We start from the raw sequence: 14,130 nt of genomic DNA, 5'->3' as shown, positions 1-14,130 counted from the left end.
CGCTCGACTTGCATGTATTAGGCACGCCGCCAGCGTTCGTCCTGAGCCAGGATCAAACTCTCCGAAGAAATGTTTGACTTGCTCATTTGCTTTTTTGATAGTGTGTGCTCACTTAAAATTTAACGTTGGCGCTTTGTTTTGTTCAGTTTTCAAAGAGCAATTTGCTCGCCATCTCTCTTAGCGACTTTAATATCTTAACATCTTATTACCGCTTCGTCAACAACTTTTTTAAAAAAGTTTTTATCGTTCTTTTTCAAATGCTTTAACGTTGCAGCAACTTTTATAATATACCAGCGTATAAACCAATAGTCAATAGGTTTTATGAATATAATTCACTTTTATATATCATGACTGATTCCACTTGGATAAATTCGTTTTCCCCTTCATATACATTAGGATTTCCTCCTCGGTGCTCACCCTTTTAAGCAACCTGAAAAGGATGTTATATTTCTCGTTTATTGCCCTTTTGACTAAGTGATCGATTCTGTCATCCTGCAAATCGAATAGTATTTCATCCATCTCTCTTTTTAAAAGGTACTCCAATTCCATCTTTTCTTTTTCATTGATCAATAAACCGAGCATGGTTCACACCTCCATCAGACAGCTTTCCCCATTCCCATCAATTTTATGAATTATCATCTGATTTTTTTTTGCATAACAATAATCCTCGCGCATAAATTTGAAGACAAGAGTACTTTGGACAAGGGGATGGATTAATGAAATTTTTCATGGTGCTTCAAGCCAAGAACATTAAGTATTATTCGTTAATTTTGCTTACCGCACTTTTTACCGCTTGGTTTCTTTTTGTACAAAACATTCTTCATGCTCCCGTTTTTTCTACAAAAGATGGGCCGAAAGCGGTTTATAAAGGGGAAAAGAATGTTGCGATCACGTTCAATATTGGCTGGGGTGATGAGAAAGCCGCTCCGATAATAGAGACATTAAAAAGAGAAAAGATTAAATCGGCCACTTTTTTTCTCTCGGGATCTTGGGCTGAACGTCATCCGGACATAGTAGCTGAAATTGTGAAAGAAGGATTTGAAATCGGCATGCTTGGTTACGATTATAAGGATTATTCGGAAATGGAAGATCAAGAAATCATCCGGGATATTTCTAAAGCCCAGGAAGCATTTAAAAAACTTAATGTAAAGAATATAGAACTTTTACGTGCTCCCACCGGCCACTTTGATAAACGCCTCTTAAAGATCAGCGAGAATTTCGGATATACCGTTGTCCATTGGAGCATCGATTCAAAGGATTGGACCAATCCAGGTGTGGATCGGATCGTCCAAAACATCACCAAGGCGCAAAAAGGTGATATCATCTTATTACATGCTTCAGACTCAGCAAAGCAAACGAATAAAGCATTACCGGAGTTATTAAGTGAACTTCGATCAAAAAATTTAAACTTCGTTAACGTTTCAGAGATGATATCCAATTCCTCGGCAAGCACCGAGGAAGTCCGCTGACTGAAAAAACTGCGTACTAATGGTCACCATGAACCTTTAGTACGCAGTTTTTATGTTTTGATTCCTTATGTATGGCCCGACTTACATATAGGTTAGCTGCCTTTACCTAATTGACCGGCTTTCATCTTTCCCTTTGCTGGAGTTTGCTTACGCCCTCTTTTACTGGCCAATTCCTTTTGTGAAATTTCAATTAATTTGCTAAGGACCAATAATTGATAAGCATTGCAGACTAGCAATGGAAACAGCATGAAGTAAAGCCAGCCTTCATCATTGGTTTTCAAGACAGGTACCCACTCCAAAACCGTGACCACGACCATAAAAAACAAGGCCGGTATGAAAGACTGTTTATTCGTTTGTTTCATTTTGAAATAAGCTGTTACAAGCCCTGCGGCCACTACAACCAATGCCAACACGATATACGAACTGATTCCCTCCCCTGAACCAAAGCTAAGATATCGCAGGTAAACAAGGTCGAATACAACAAAAAGAATGAGTACAAGCTGAACGGCGTTCCATAACGAAGCGGTTTTAAATATCCCCAAACCAAAACGATGTATCGTTAAATAGGCAAAAAAGCCAGCTTGGCTTATGACACTGAAAATTAATCCAACACCGAATAACCAAATAAAAGTTGATAGGATGGCACTGACTTCAAAATAAGAAAAATAAGGCTTAAACTCACTCCATCGAGCCAAGAACCCTACAACTCCCCCAGTTACGCCACCTATAAGCAATGTTGTTAAAAACAATTTAACTAAATTACGGCTGTTCATTGTTTTCCTCCATACATTTCTATTTCATTTCCTTAATTGTACCAACCAAATTTGGAAAAATCCACTTATTCCACCAAGGAATAATATCGCCGATTGGAACCATATTAACAGTAAGAAGGATGAAAGGGGCCCTGCGTATGAGAGTGGGAGTTGCTTTGCTTTTCACGTCATTCTTACTCGTTTGTTCCGGTTGTGCTCAAAATGGAGCAGGCGCAGAAAAAATGGAGTACGAAGAGACAAAGAAAATGGTCGTCGATATCTTGAAGACAGATGATGGAAAAAAAGCCATCCAGGATATCATTACTGATGATAAAACGAAAGCTGAACTTATTATGGATTCGGATGCCATTAAGAAATCCGTTGAAGATATGGTCACTTCAGATAAAGGGAAGGAATTTTGGAAAAAAACATTTAGTGATCCTGAATTTGCTTCCGCTTATGCTAAAGCATTGGAAGACGAACATAAAAAGGTATTGAAGGACTTAACTACTGATCCTCAGTATCGTGGAATGCTCATGGAAATAATGAAAGAACCGGATATGGAAAAAGAAATCAATAAATTATTAAAAACCAAGGAAATGCGTTCGGTCTATAAAGAGCTGATCATCGAAACGATGGAGAGTCCTCTCGTCCAAGCGAAAATGCAAGAGAAATTGGATAAAGCAGCCACAAAAGCGGTCGAGAAGGAGAAAAAGTAAAAAGAATGAAAGAAGGCTGATTCCAATCGGAATCAGCCTTCTTTTTATTGTAGTTTTTCAATGACCTTTTTAGCAATATCTTCGTAAATCCTGCCGAGCCTATGGTCCGCTGCGTAAATGGATGGAGCAAAGTCCTCTTCGTTCCAATCTGGCTGTTGCAGGGGAAGTTGACCTAAAACTTCTGTACGAAGCTCTTCTGCAAGCTTCTCTCCGCCGCCTTTTCCGAATACATATTCTTTTTCACCGGTCGTTTTACTTTCGAAAAATGACATATTCTCTATGACACCAATGACTTCGTGTTCTGTCTTGATGGCCATGGCACCAGCTCTCGCAGCAACGAAGGCTGCAGTCGGATGCGGTGTCGTAACAATGATTTCTTTACAGGAAGGGAGCATCGTATGCACGTCCAATGCAACATCGCCTGTACCCGGCGGTAAGTCAAGGACCAAATAATCCAACTCTCCCCATTCCACTTCATTAAAGAAACTGTTAAGCATTTTACCCAGCATCGGCCCTCTCCAGATGATCGGCGCGTTATCCTCTACAAAAAAGCCCATTGAGATAACTTGAACGCCAAACCGTTCTACAGGAATGATTTTTTCCCCGCGAACAACCGGTCTTTTTGTTATCCCCATCATATCAGGTACGCTGAATCCGTAAATATCGGCATCAACCAGTCCGACCTTTTTACCCAAACGAGCAAGTGAAGTAGCGAAATTCACTGAGATCGTGGATTTCCCCACTCCGCCTTTACCACTGGCTATCGCGATGAATTGTGTCTTACTGTTAGGTCCAAGCAAACCTTGGTCCGCTTCACCCTGAGGAATGCTTTCACGATGCTTAGCTAATTCCTCTTCTGAAAGCTCCGTGAAACGGATGCCCACCGATTCCGCTCCGTTCGTTTTCAGCAAGTCTACAACTTCCGATTGCATTTGCATTTGCTCGGCAGTCCCCGTTTTCGCAATCGCAAGTTTAACGCTTACATGATTCTTTTCAGGTTTTATTTTGATTTCTATAATCCCATTTGTCTCTTCAAGGTTTTTATGTAGAAAAGGGTCTTTAAGATCCTTTAATAAATTCAGTACTTTCTCTTCTGTTAACAAGTCGAGCACCCCTTTGAATTTTATTTTCCCATTTTTCAGTATAACATATTACCGAAAGAAAGCTTATTATCTACCTTGCATCCAAAATGAGATTATTTTCCCATAATAAAAAGGCCTTGTACCTTACAAGACCCCGACATCACTCGTCATCCGATAGTTTTTCCTCCGTGAAGTACCGTAAAATACCCATATAAATCGAACTGGCAACCTTTTCTTGATACTTATCACTGATAAGGCGTTCCCTTTCCTCAGAATTGGAAAGAAAGCCGATTTCCACAAGCGCTCCTGGTTTCTTAGCATACTTCATCAAATACACATGATTAATCGTTTTTGCATCACGCTTTGTATTTTCCAGGTTTCTGATGATTTCAGTCTGAATGAATTTTGCCAGCTGTTCATTTTCCTCAAACCTGCTTGTATAAAAAGTCTGGGCACCTTTCGATGACGATGAAGGAAAAGAGTTCAAATGAATGCTTAAGAATAAGTCCGCTTCCGAATCATTGATCATTTTAACCCGATTCCGTAAGTCCTCCTGTTTTCGCTGGCGGATCCCCTTTGTATTACCCTGTGCCAAATCCTCATCCTTCTCACGGGTCATGATGACAAGTGCACCTTGTTCCTGTAAATAGTCCCTGACCTTTAATGAAACGGAAAGGGCAATTTCCTTTTCCATTATCTCTTGTACATTTGCCCCGCCGTCCATTCCTCCGTGACCTGCATCCAGAATGATGACCTTACCTGCCAACGGAAGGTTCCAGGAATCCCAAGAATCATCTTCAACAAATTTAAAAGTCACAATTAAAAATAGGACAAACAATCCCATAGCGATTCCTGTATATTTCAGCTTTCTTCGCATGACCGTTCCCCTTCCATGATCTCTCTACTAAAAAGTATGGGACAAACCATGGAATTAGAACAAGGAATGGGATTTTGCCTTCTTAATGCAGTTTCATTTTATATCGTTTTTCTCCAGTCTTAAAGCCGTCCAGCCACCAATCCCCAACAAATCCTTCACAACAATAAAACAAACCTTCATCGAAAGCGTTATTCGCTGTAACTTCCCGCCAATACAAAATAAAGTTAAAAAGAGTATCGACCAAAAACTTCTCTTCCTTCCAGCACCTGGCCCTTACATCTTCTTCCGACTCACCATAATAGCCAAACTTACTGTAGTTCGCTCCTAATAAATAAGCCTCGATGGCAACATCGAAGTATCCTTCTTCCAAAACATCCATCAAATCCTGTCCGAAGTAACGCTGAATCCTTCCCTTCATATCCTCGATAGAAAGTTCCCTGAGCAACCTGCGTTCGAACTTCAATTGCCTTTCCCTTTGCATCTCCTGTAAACCTAATATCACAGCCATAATTCACCTCCGGGGCAATTCCCCATTTCCCAAAATTATTTCCCAAGACATAATTTAGTTTTAGCGTTCTATTTTGAACCATTCATTTATTCCATTGGCAAAAAATAATGAGGATAGGTTCGGCAGGTAATTGAAATGCCTATCGATTTGCTATAGCTTCCATAAGGAGCCATCAAAGGGCAGACTGCACAGGATGATTTTTTAATGGCAGAGGAATTGGAACTGTCACCCGTAACCCGTCACTTTAGGACGCTACCCGCGGCTGACCTTACCGACTTGGGTCGCTCACTGCACATGTCTTACTTTAATCATAACTGATTATTCATGTCGTTCTTCCTTAAATTCAAGCCAGTCATCCCTGTAGACACCTTCTATTGAAAAAAAGGACATCCATGGTAAACGAATGTCCTTTTCTAACCTGATATAACATTTTATAATAGCGAAATCATTTAATACCCCGCCTACTTAGCAAGGATTCCTTTTAAACTCCAGAGGTTCATTAAGCACAGTACAATATCCAATCGATGGCGCAAGACAAAGTTGGATGGCTTCCTATATTCGTTTCACCTTATATCTTTCCAGCCCTTTTCATTAATCGGCCAGCAAGCGGCACTACGATTATTCCGGCTATTACGACCTGCATCACGTTTCCGGGGACGGAGCCGAATGGCTGTATCCAGTTACCGTAAAGGATAACCTCAGTAAAATAATAGCCGACGATTTTTATGATCAATGCAACAACAACGGCCAGTGTGTATACCCATTCTCTTTTGCCCGGTACCTTTTCGGATATAAGGCCGGCTAGAAAGCCCATTGCACCTACGATGACGAATGTAAACGGTGCCCATGCTGCCCAACCAGAGAAAAGATCGAAGAAGGCCATACCGAAGGCGCCTGCTATCGCCCCTGTTTTTTTGCCATAAACCAAAGCAGCTATAAAAAGGGGAACGTTACCCAGATGGATCAGGCCGCCGTTACCCATTATTGGGAGTTTGATGTTGATGAACATTGTCGCTACAAGGGTTAATGCAATGAATAGCGCATTGATGACCAAGGCTTTTGTTTTAGTTGTTTCAATCGGTGAGTATGTTGAATTCATATGAAGTCCTCTTTCTTTTTTTAAGTATTATCATACTCCTAAACAGAGACATAATAAATATCGATTTTACAAATAATTCTGTATTCCACAAATAAACTCATGTGTAAACAAATGGGACCTATCATCCCCAACATCCGAAGCACCCTCCCCACGGCGTTAAATCGAATTGAGGCTGGGTGACTGGGATGGATTTATATCATGACGCAGAAGGTTCATGGAGCATGATATGGTCATATGAACTTAATGAAATTCAAGTTGATTCAAACGGTTTCAGAAATTGCACTCTGTACATCAAATAAATTTGATTGGCAATATAATCTGAACTAAAATGAAGCCCCTTTCTTAACCACCATATTATAATGCCAACCAATGAGGCCGTTTTAATATCAATGTCAACATAATCATCTGGTAAATCCTTCCTGGTATACTTCCTTCTTATTTCTACTAATTGCTTTAATAATGAAAACAATTGGTCCTCGAACTGATTCGTATTAAATAAAATAAGTAGATAATTTCGATGGATATATAAATAATCAAGCAATTGTGTTAGCTGTTGTTTTTCCGATAAATCTTTTGCATGTATTAAAGCAACAATTTTATCAGAAAGCTCATGTAAAATCCCATCGGTAATTTGCTTTAGTAAATCTTGAATATCCTGATAATGTAAGTAGAATGTTGTCCGATTCAACCCTGCTTTGGCCGCGATTTTCTGAACCGTTAAATTTGAAATTATGGAATCCTCGCATAAGAGAGCAATGACAGCATTTTTAAACATTTGACCGAATTGTACGAGGATCTTCTTTTTTAGATATAGACATTTTAAACTCCTTTATGGATTTTTCCCTAACTTTCACAACAGCATATATTTATATGTCGATTAGTGAACATTTTCAAGAAAACTGTTCATAGTAAGTAACAAATATTACCCGGAGCTGTCATTAATGCCTTCTTATCCCCTGTCACAGGTAAAATGTTTGATAAATATGGTGCTAAACCACTCTTTATTACAGGTTTACTATTTATCATTGTTTCGATGTAGGGAGTCATTGATATAAACGAATCCACAACCTATATCTATTTAATGGTTCGATATTACGAATTGGATTAAGCTTTATTACGATGCCGTTAAATACAGCAGGGTTGAATGCTTTACCAAGAGAATTGGGTTCCCATGGATCAGCCGTAAATAACACCATTCGCCAATTGTCTGGTGCCATCGGAACAGCAGTTGTCATCACCGTGTATAAAATGCAAGCAACTTCACATGCCACTGAGCTATCAGTGCAAAATGAAAACATTTCAGCTATACAACTAGAGGCATTAGCTTCCATCTTTGGCTCAAGTGATGCCTATGTTTTTATGTTAATCTTATCTTTTGTGGCATTAATTTTTGCATGCTTCATGCCGAAAAAAGCCGTAATCCAAAAAAACGAAGGTGAATCTCATAACTAAGATTGTTAACTGAAGTATTTAAAATAAAGCATATCCGGGAGATCCTGGATATGCTTTTTAATATTTAAGTTACACACCTTTTCTTAGAATAAAAAAAGACCCCCAACCAAAATGGTTGAGAGCCTTTGAAACGGTAATAGAATTAACGTTTTGAGAACTGAGGTGCACGACGTGCGCCTTTAAGACCGTATTTTTTACGTTCTTTCATACGTGGGTCACGAGTTAGTAAACCAGCAGTTTTAAGGGATGGACGGTATTCTGGATCAACTTGTAGCAATGCACGAGCGATACCGTGACGGATTGCTCCAGCTTGACCAGTGTATCCACCACCGCTAACGTTTACTAGAACGTCGTAATTTCCAGTAGTTTCTGTTGCAACTAGTGGTTGGTTAACAACTTCACGTAATGCTGCAAAAGGAATATATTCATTGATGTCACGACCGTTAATAACGATGCGACCTTCGCCTGGTACTAAACGTACACGAGCTACTGAGCTCTTACGGCGACCAGTACCATAATATTGAACTTGTGCCAAGATAGTAACCTCCTTAGTAATTATCCGCGTAATTCGTATACTTCTGGTTGTTGAGCAGCGTGTGGGTGCTCAGCTCCAGCGTATACGTGTAATTTTTTGTAGATTTGACGACCAAGAGAATTCTTTGGAAGCATACCTTTGATAGCAAGTTCAAGCATTCTCTCAGGGTAGTTTGTACGCATTTCAAGAGCAGTTCTAGTTTTAAGACCGCCTGGATGCATAGTGTGACGGTAATAAATTTTGTCAGTCAATTTTTTACCAGTCAAATGGATTTTTTCAACATTGATAAGAATTACATGATCACCAGTGTCAATGTTCGGTGTAAAAGTTGGTTTATGTTTACCACGTAAAATGGATGCTACTTCAGTAGAAAGGCGACCCAAAGTTTTGCCTTCAGCGTCAATCACATACCATTTACGTTCTACTTCATTAGCTTTCGCCATAAATGTCGTACGCATGGTTAACCTCCTAAAAAACTTTTTAATTTTTTATATTTATTTTCAATCACAATAAACTTCCGGGGCTTATCGTGGGATTAAAATACATACCATATTATATTAACTTCTCCCAGATTCATTGTCAAGGGAATGTTACACTAGGATAAGTTGTCTATAAAACACTCTCTGCAACTCCATGAAAAGTTCAGTATAGCTTCAAACCGCTCCATTACTGAATTCAGCCCGTTCCCCATTTGTAAAAAACCGGTATCACTTTGAAAATATTTTTATTTGTAAAATACTTTCCATAAATACAAGCCTTGGGCAGGTGCTGTTTTCCCTGCAAAACTGCGGTCCTTTTTGTCCAAAATCCCGCTCATATCATGGGGTGACATCTTGCCGCTGCCGACATCCAGGAGCGTCCCAACCAAAATTCGCACCATATTATACAAAAAGCCTTCGCCAACGAAGCGGAAAACCATGAAATCATCGCTCTCTTCAAAATCCATTTCTTTTATGGTTCGAACTTTATCGACCACTTCCGTTTTTGCCGAACAAAAACTTGTAAAGTCATGTGTCCCTATCAAATAGGAGATTGCTTCCCTCATTGCCTCCCCATCTAATGGGTAAGGATAATGATAGGCGTAATTCCGCTTAAACGGATCCCGCAGTTTCGAACGGGCTACGATATAACGGTACTCTTTCCCAGTAGTATGGAACCTCGCATGAAAATCGTCAGGCACGATATCGACTTCCAGAACGATAATATCGGTCGGAAGAAGGGCGCTGAACGCCTTTATCCAATTTTCGGTAGGGAATGTAAGGGGCGATTCAAAGTGAAGTACCTGCCCCTTTGCATGGACCCCAGAGTCTGTCCTGCCTGAAGCAGTCACTTTTATAATTGTGCCTTTATGCATTTTGGCCAAGACTGCCTCGAATTCACTTTGTATGGTGCGTTTCTCTGGCTGCACCTGATAGCCAGCAAAATCCGTGCCGTCATAAGCGATCACACATTTATATTTTGGCATAGTTCTCTTCCTTATTATGAACGTAATAAAAATAACATGACCGTTAGAACACCTATTGAGACCATCAAAAGACTATCACTCGTCTTCCAGTTCAATTGGCGATATTTCGTGCGGCCCTCCCCGCCACGGTATCCTCTTGATTCCATGGCAGTTGCCAATTCCTCAGCCCGTTTGAACGAACTAACAAATAGAGGAACAAGCAGAGGAACAATCGATTTAACCCTGTCCTTTATTGGGCCAGATGAAAAGTCAACGCCCCTTGCAGTTTGGGCCTTCATGATTTTTTCCGTTTCCTCCATTAGCGTTGGGATGAATCGAAGGGCAATGGACATCATCAATGCCAGTTCATGTACAGGCATCTTCCACTTTTTCAGGGGCCCCAACAGCTCTTCCATCCCATCTGTAATGGATATCGGGGATGTCGTCAAAGTTAATAGTGACGTAACAAGGATTAGTAAAGTAAATCTAACGGATATGAAAAAACCTTGAATCAGACCGCCTTCATAGATTTCAAACCAACCGTATTCAAAAAGCAATTCCCCTTCTTTCGTAAACAATATATGGAGAAGGAATGTAAATACGATCAAGAAAAAGATTGGTTTTAACCCATTATAAAGATAACGAAGCGGAATTTTGGAAAGACTGATCAAAAGGATGGTGAATACAGCAAGCAAACCGTAAGAAACGACATTATTCGCCAAAAAGACGACACAAACAAACAGGAACACGAGGAGCAATTTAGCCCTTGGGTCCATTTTGTGCATCAGTGAATTTGCAGGGACATAACGCCCGATAATCATTTTATCCAGCATCAGCGGTTCCCCCGTTTCATGGCTTTATCTATTTCTATCGCTAAATCACCGATATTAAGACATGGATGATCAAATCGAACACCAAGTTCCTTCTGGAGCTTTAGCTGAAAACGGACCGTATCAGGAACATCCAGGCCAAGCTCCATTAATTGTTCCGGCTCTGAGAAAATTTCCTGGGGGGTTCCTTTTTTGAACACCGTACCCTTATGCATGATAATGATGTCATCCGCGTATTTGGCTGCATCCTCCATGCTATGAGTCACCAGAATCGTTGAAATGCCCCTTGCTTTATGCAGATCATAAAACATATCCATGATTTCTTTGCGTCCTCGTGGATCCAGTCCCGCTGTAGGCTCATCAAGCACCAATACTTCCGGCTCCATGGCAAGTACCCCAGCGATGGCCACCCGTCGCATTTGTCCGCCGGATAAGTCGAATGGAGATTTATCAAGAACTTCCTCACTCAATCCGACTTGCGCGATGGCTTTCCTGGCCAGTTTTTTAGCATCGGTTTCAGAAACGCCAAAATTCATAGGACCGAAACATATATCCTTTTCAACCGTTTCATCAAATAACTGATGTTCCGGAAACTGAAAAACAATTCCGACCTTTTGTCTTATTGGCCGTAAAGCCTTTTCTTTTTTTCCGGCTTCAATCGTCCGATCCCCAATGAAAACCCGACCCTTCGTCGGTTTTAAAAGAGCATTCAAATGCTGCAGTAGCGTGGATTTCCCGGACCCTGTATGCCCGATGATTGCGGTATAGGTTCCCGGCTCCATTGATATATTGACATCATGAAGGGCTAGATGTTCAAAAGGAGTATTCACCTGATAGCGGTATTCTACATCATCGAGTGTAATTCGCATAAATCCTTCACCAACTCTTCCTCTGTCAAATGCCCATCAACTACACGAACACCATTTTTTTGTAACTCCTTGGTTAGTTTCACTGAAAAGGGAATATCCAGACCAAGAGCAATCAATTCTTCCTCTAACTCAAAAATATCCTGAGGCGACCCTTCACGATATAACCGACCCTGGTTCATGACTATCATTCGATCAGCTTTCGCAGCTTCCTCAAGATCATGGGTGATTGATATGACAGTAATCTCGTTTTCCTGTTTTAATTCCCTAACTGTTTCAAGCACTTCTTCACGGCCTCTTGGGTCAAGCATGGAGGTTGCTTCATCTAAGATGATAATGTCTGGCTGCAAGGCTATTACACCTGCTATGGCCACTCTTTGCTTTTGACCGCCGGATAGATGGTGCGGCTCTTGATTAAGAAAGGCATTCATCTTAACCTTATTTAACGCACCATGAACACGCTCCACCATAACCTGCTGAGAAACACCGGCGTTTTCTAAACCAAAAGCCACATCATCCTGAACTGTAGTGCCTACAAATTGATTATCTGGGTTTTGAAAAACCATGCCAATTTTCTGGCGTACATCCCAAACGGATTCTTCTGTCAAAAGTTGATCATTAATCGTAATGGTACCTGAGTTAGCGAACTGAAGGCCATTCAATAACTTCGCTAATGTCGACTTGCCGGAACCATTATGTCCGACAATCGCTAGCCACTCCCCCTGATGAATATCAAAAGAAACATCATCCAAGGCGTTTCGAGACTGACCCTCATATTTAAAAACAATATTATTTAAAGAAACCAGCTTCTTCACCATGTGGCCCTCCTCATCCTCGACTGCACTCGCCTAAACTAAGCTCTGCTCACTCAATATAAATATAGTGGTTTTTCCTTCTGAAAATATAAAAAAACGCTGCACCCCTTCCACCGAAAGAATTTTCGGTAAATTAAGAGCAGCTAACAGCGGGCCTGTTACGAAAAACAGGTTATCTTATAATCGCTTATCAAAAGCGGGAAGGGATGCTTGAGCTAGACGTGAAGGCTCCCTGCATAATACAGGTTCCGCCAGCCATCGTAACACTCAATGCGAATTTCTAAAGTACAGAATTTCTATTTTAAAAAAAGAAAAAGGGCATAGAACAAGTGAGTATATTCATTTGTCCCGCCCTTTTTCATCGTTGTTATTAAACTAATTCAATAACCACGACTGGTGCACCGTCACCGCGGCGTGGACCAACTTTCATGATACGAGTGTATCCACCTTGACGTTCTTCATAACGTGGAGCCACGTCACTGAAAAGTTTTTGAAGGGCATCTGTGCCATTCTCAGCGTCAGCGATTTCGTTACGGATGAATGATGCAGCTTGACGGCGTGCATGCAAGTCACCACGTTTACCAAGAGTGATCATTTTATCTACTACAGAACGTAATTCTTTTGCACGTGCTTCAGTAGTTTCAATGCGCTCATGGATAATAAGATCCGTAGCTAAATCACGAAGTAATGCTTTACGTTGTGCGCTAGTGCGTCCTAACTTTCTGTAACCCATTAGAGATTCCCTCCTTTGTTGAAGTTCTATATTGTGTGTCTATATCAAGGCTCACAACATAATGGATTGATTCCGCCATGTTATCAGTCGTCTTTACGAAGACCTAAGCCTAATTCTTCTAGTTTCGCTTTCACTTCTTCAAGTGATTTACGACCTAGATTACGTACTTTCATCATATCTTCTTCCGTTTTATGAGCTAGCTCTTGAACGGTATTGATTCCAGCACGTTTCAAGCAGTTGTAAGAACGAACAGAAAGGTCTAATTCTTCGATCGTCATCTCAAGAACTTTTTCTATATTATCATCTTATTTTTAAAAAATCATAAAAGAATATTTAGCTTAATAGGTTAAACCAACAAAGATATTTAAATGCTCTGTTAAAATCTTAGCTCCAAGTGCTACCGCTTCTTGCGGACCAGTACTGCCATCAGTCCAAACATCAAACGTTAACTTGTCAAAGTTAGACAACTGTCCAACACGTGTATTTTCAACTTGGAAAGATACGCGTGAAACTGGAGTGTAAAGAGCATCGATTGGAATTACACCAATTGGCTGGTCTTCTCTCTTGTTTTGAACAGCAGGAGTGTAGCCGCGGCCGCGACGTGCAGATAAACGCATACGCATATGACCGTTTTTACCAATTGTAGCAATATATAAATCCGGATTAAGAATTTCTACATCACTATCATGAGTGATATCAGCAGCCGTGATGACTCCGTCACCTTGAACGTCAATTTCCAGCGTCTTCTCTTCATCAGAGTAAATCTTAAGAGCTAGTTTTTTCACATTAAGAATGATAGATGTTACATCTTCCACGACGCCTTCAATTGTTGAGAACTCATGTAGCACTCCATCAATTTGTATAGCTGTGACAGCAGCACCTGGGAGTGAGGATAAAAGGATACGACGGGAGGGGTTTACCAAAGTTGTTACAAACCCACCCGCGGGGT

General features: G+C 40.6%; 15 protein-coding genes, 1 rRNA gene and 3 pseudogenes. 3 read left to right on the top strand and 16 right to left on the bottom strand.

The window, feature by feature from the left end:
- Nucleotides 1-68 (bottom strand): 16S ribosomal RNA (locus tag ACIQ0C_RS22930); the annotation flags it as partial.
- A gap of 277 nt (nt 69-345) precedes the next feature.
- Complete coding sequence (locus ACIQ0C_RS22925; protein WP_403064258.1) at nt 346-582, bottom strand: hypothetical protein; 237 nt, start codon at nt 580-582, stop codon at nt 346-348.
- Nucleotides 583-716: 134 nt separating this feature from the next.
- Between ACIQ0C_RS22925 and pdaB the strand changes: the two genes are divergently transcribed.
- On the top strand, nt 717-1,469 hold the full coding sequence (gene pdaB, locus ACIQ0C_RS22920) for a polysaccharide deacetylase family sporulation protein PdaB (protein ID WP_402842998.1): 753 nt from the start codon (nt 717-719) through the stop codon (nt 1,467-1,469).
- Between the two features lie 92 nt (nt 1,470-1,561).
- On the opposite strand, the gene ACIQ0C_RS22915 is transcribed toward pdaB, so the two are convergent.
- Nucleotides 1,562-2,242 (bottom strand): KinB-signaling pathway activation protein, encoded by a 681-nt coding sequence (locus ACIQ0C_RS22915; RefSeq protein ID WP_402843000.1) that lies wholly within the window; start codon nt 2,240-2,242, stop codon nt 1,562-1,564.
- Nucleotides 2,243-2,379: 137 nt separating this feature from the next.
- Between ACIQ0C_RS22915 and gerD the strand changes: the two genes are divergently transcribed.
- Complete coding sequence (gerD, locus tag ACIQ0C_RS22910; RefSeq protein ID WP_403064255.1) at nt 2,380-2,940, top strand: spore germination lipoprotein GerD; 561 nt, start codon at nt 2,380-2,382, stop codon at nt 2,938-2,940.
- A 44-nt stretch (nt 2,941-2,984) separates the two neighbouring features.
- Here the strand turns inward: gerD and ACIQ0C_RS22905 are convergent, their stop codons facing one another.
- The 5 genes and pseudogenes from ACIQ0C_RS22905 to ACIQ0C_RS22885 form a co-directional block, all read right to left on the bottom strand.
- Nucleotides 2,985-4,043 (bottom strand): P-loop NTPase, encoded by a 1,059-nt coding sequence (locus tag ACIQ0C_RS22905; protein WP_403064252.1) that lies wholly within the window; start codon nt 4,041-4,043, stop codon nt 2,985-2,987.
- Nucleotides 4,044-4,182: 139 nt separating this feature from the next.
- On the bottom strand, nt 4,183-4,899 hold the full coding sequence (gene cwlD, locus ACIQ0C_RS22900; RefSeq protein ID WP_403064249.1) for an N-acetylmuramoyl-L-alanine amidase CwlD: 717 nt from the start codon (nt 4,897-4,899) through the stop codon (nt 4,183-4,185).
- 82 nt (nt 4,900-4,981) lie between these two features.
- The gene (locus ACIQ0C_RS22895; RefSeq protein WP_342603742.1) at nt 4,982-5,407 is read right to left on the bottom strand and encodes a DUF2521 family protein; all 426 of its coding nucleotides are present in this window, start codon (nt 5,405-5,407) and stop codon (nt 4,982-4,984) included.
- A gap of 568 nt (nt 5,408-5,975) precedes the next feature.
- Nucleotides 5,976-6,506 carry an ECF transporter S component gene (locus ACIQ0C_RS22890; RefSeq protein ID WP_403064245.1) on the bottom strand — a complete coding sequence of 177 codons (531 nt, stop codon included), beginning with the start codon at nt 6,504-6,506 and terminating at the stop codon, nt 5,976-5,978.
- Between the two features lie 250 nt (nt 6,507-6,756).
- Nucleotides 6,757-7,324 (bottom strand): annotated as a pseudogene (locus tag ACIQ0C_RS22885) (TetR/AcrR family transcriptional regulator).
- 101 nt (nt 7,325-7,425) lie between these two features.
- Here ACIQ0C_RS22885 and ACIQ0C_RS22880 point away from each other — a divergent pair.
- Nucleotides 7,426-7,958: pseudogene (locus ACIQ0C_RS22880) on the top strand (MFS transporter); the annotation flags it as partial.
- A 142-nt stretch (nt 7,959-8,100) separates the two neighbouring features.
- Here ACIQ0C_RS22880 and rpsI read toward each other — a convergent pair.
- The 8 genes and pseudogenes from rpsI to ACIQ0C_RS22840 all read right to left on the bottom strand — a co-directional run.
- Nucleotides 8,101-8,493: a 30S ribosomal protein S9 gene (gene rpsI / locus ACIQ0C_RS22875; RefSeq protein WP_034304957.1), complete on the bottom strand. Its 393-nt coding sequence runs from the start codon at nt 8,491-8,493 to the stop codon at nt 8,101-8,103.
- Between the two features lie 20 nt (nt 8,494-8,513).
- On the bottom strand, nt 8,514-8,951 hold the full coding sequence (rplM, locus tag ACIQ0C_RS22870) for a 50S ribosomal protein L13 (RefSeq protein WP_034304960.1): 438 nt from the start codon (nt 8,949-8,951) through the stop codon (nt 8,514-8,516).
- 266 nt (nt 8,952-9,217) lie between these two features.
- Nucleotides 9,218-9,958, bottom strand: coding sequence for a tRNA pseudouridine(38-40) synthase TruA (gene truA, locus ACIQ0C_RS22865; RefSeq protein WP_402843021.1), 741 nt, complete (start codon nt 9,956-9,958; stop codon nt 9,218-9,220).
- 14 nt (nt 9,959-9,972) lie between these two features.
- Nucleotides 9,973-10,770 carry an energy-coupling factor transporter transmembrane component T family protein gene (locus tag ACIQ0C_RS22860; RefSeq protein ID WP_305161987.1) on the bottom strand — a complete coding sequence of 266 codons (798 nt, stop codon included), beginning with the start codon at nt 10,768-10,770 and terminating at the stop codon, nt 9,973-9,975.
- The gene (locus tag ACIQ0C_RS22855) at nt 10,770-11,636 is read right to left on the bottom strand and encodes an energy-coupling factor ABC transporter ATP-binding protein (RefSeq protein ID WP_403064242.1); all 867 of its coding nucleotides are present in this window, start codon (nt 11,634-11,636) and stop codon (nt 10,770-10,772) included. The genes ACIQ0C_RS22860 and ACIQ0C_RS22855 overlap by 1 nt, the downstream gene beginning before the upstream one ends.
- Nucleotides 11,612-12,451, bottom strand: a complete 840-nt coding sequence (locus ACIQ0C_RS22850) for an energy-coupling factor ABC transporter ATP-binding protein (RefSeq protein WP_034304970.1) — start codon at nt 12,449-12,451, stop codon at nt 11,612-11,614. Before ACIQ0C_RS22850 ends, ACIQ0C_RS22855 begins: the two co-directional genes overlap by 25 nt.
- 367 nt (nt 12,452-12,818) lie before the next feature.
- Nucleotides 12,819-13,181, bottom strand: a complete 363-nt coding sequence (gene rplQ, locus ACIQ0C_RS22845) for a 50S ribosomal protein L17 (RefSeq protein WP_034304973.1) — start codon at nt 13,179-13,181, stop codon at nt 12,819-12,821.
- 83 nt (nt 13,182-13,264) lie between these two features.
- Nucleotides 13,265-14,130, bottom strand: a pseudogene (locus ACIQ0C_RS22840) (DNA-directed RNA polymerase subunit alpha); the annotation flags it as partial.

This window comes from Peribacillus sp. NPDC096448, assembly GCF_044762675.1.
GTDB classification, from domain to species: Bacteria; Bacillota; Bacilli; order Bacillales; family DSM-1321; genus Peribacillus; species Peribacillus frigoritolerans_B.
This window is presented reverse-complemented; position numbering and strand designations above follow the sequence as displayed.

Coding starts and splice junctions, on each gene's coding strand:
- pdaB (WP_402842998.1), top strand. CDS start 717: ATGAAATTTTTCATGGTGCTTCAAGCCAAGAACATTAAGTATTATTCG.
- gerD (WP_403064255.1), top strand. CDS start 2,380: ATGAGAGTGGGAGTTGCTTTGCTTTTCACGTCATTCTTACTCGTTTGT.
- truA (WP_402843021.1), bottom strand. CDS start 9,958: ATGCCAAAATATAAATGTGTGATCGCTTATGACGGCACGGATTTTGCT.
- ACIQ0C_RS22915 (WP_402843000.1), bottom strand. CDS start 2,242: ATGAACAGCCGTAATTTAGTTAAATTGTTTTTAACAACATTGCTTATA.
- ACIQ0C_RS22850 (WP_034304970.1), bottom strand. CDS start 12,451: ATGGTGAAGAAGCTGGTTTCTTTAAATAATATTGTTTTTAAATATGAG.
- rplQ (WP_034304973.1), bottom strand. CDS start 13,181: ATGGGTTACAGAAAGTTAGGACGCACTAGCGCACAACGTAAAGCATTA.
- ACIQ0C_RS22925 (WP_403064258.1), bottom strand. CDS start 582: ATGCTCGGTTTATTGATCAATGAAAAAGAAAAGATGGAATTGGAGTAC.
- rplM (WP_034304960.1), bottom strand. CDS start 8,951: ATGCGTACGACATTTATGGCGAAAGCTAATGAAGTAGAACGTAAATGG.
- ACIQ0C_RS22890 (WP_403064245.1), bottom strand. CDS start 6,506: ATGAATTCAACATACTCACCGATTGAAACAACTAAAACAAAAGCCTTG.
- ACIQ0C_RS22895 (WP_342603742.1), bottom strand. CDS start 5,407: ATGGCTGTGATATTAGGTTTACAGGAGATGCAAAGGGAAAGGCAATTG.
- cwlD (WP_403064249.1), bottom strand. CDS start 4,899: ATGCGAAGAAAGCTGAAATATACAGGAATCGCTATGGGATTGTTTGTC.
- ACIQ0C_RS22860 (WP_305161987.1), bottom strand. CDS start 10,770: ATGCTGGATAAAATGATTATCGGGCGTTATGTCCCTGCAAATTCACTG.
- ACIQ0C_RS22855 (WP_403064242.1), bottom strand. CDS start 11,636: ATGCGAATTACACTCGATGATGTAGAATACCGCTATCAGGTGAATACT.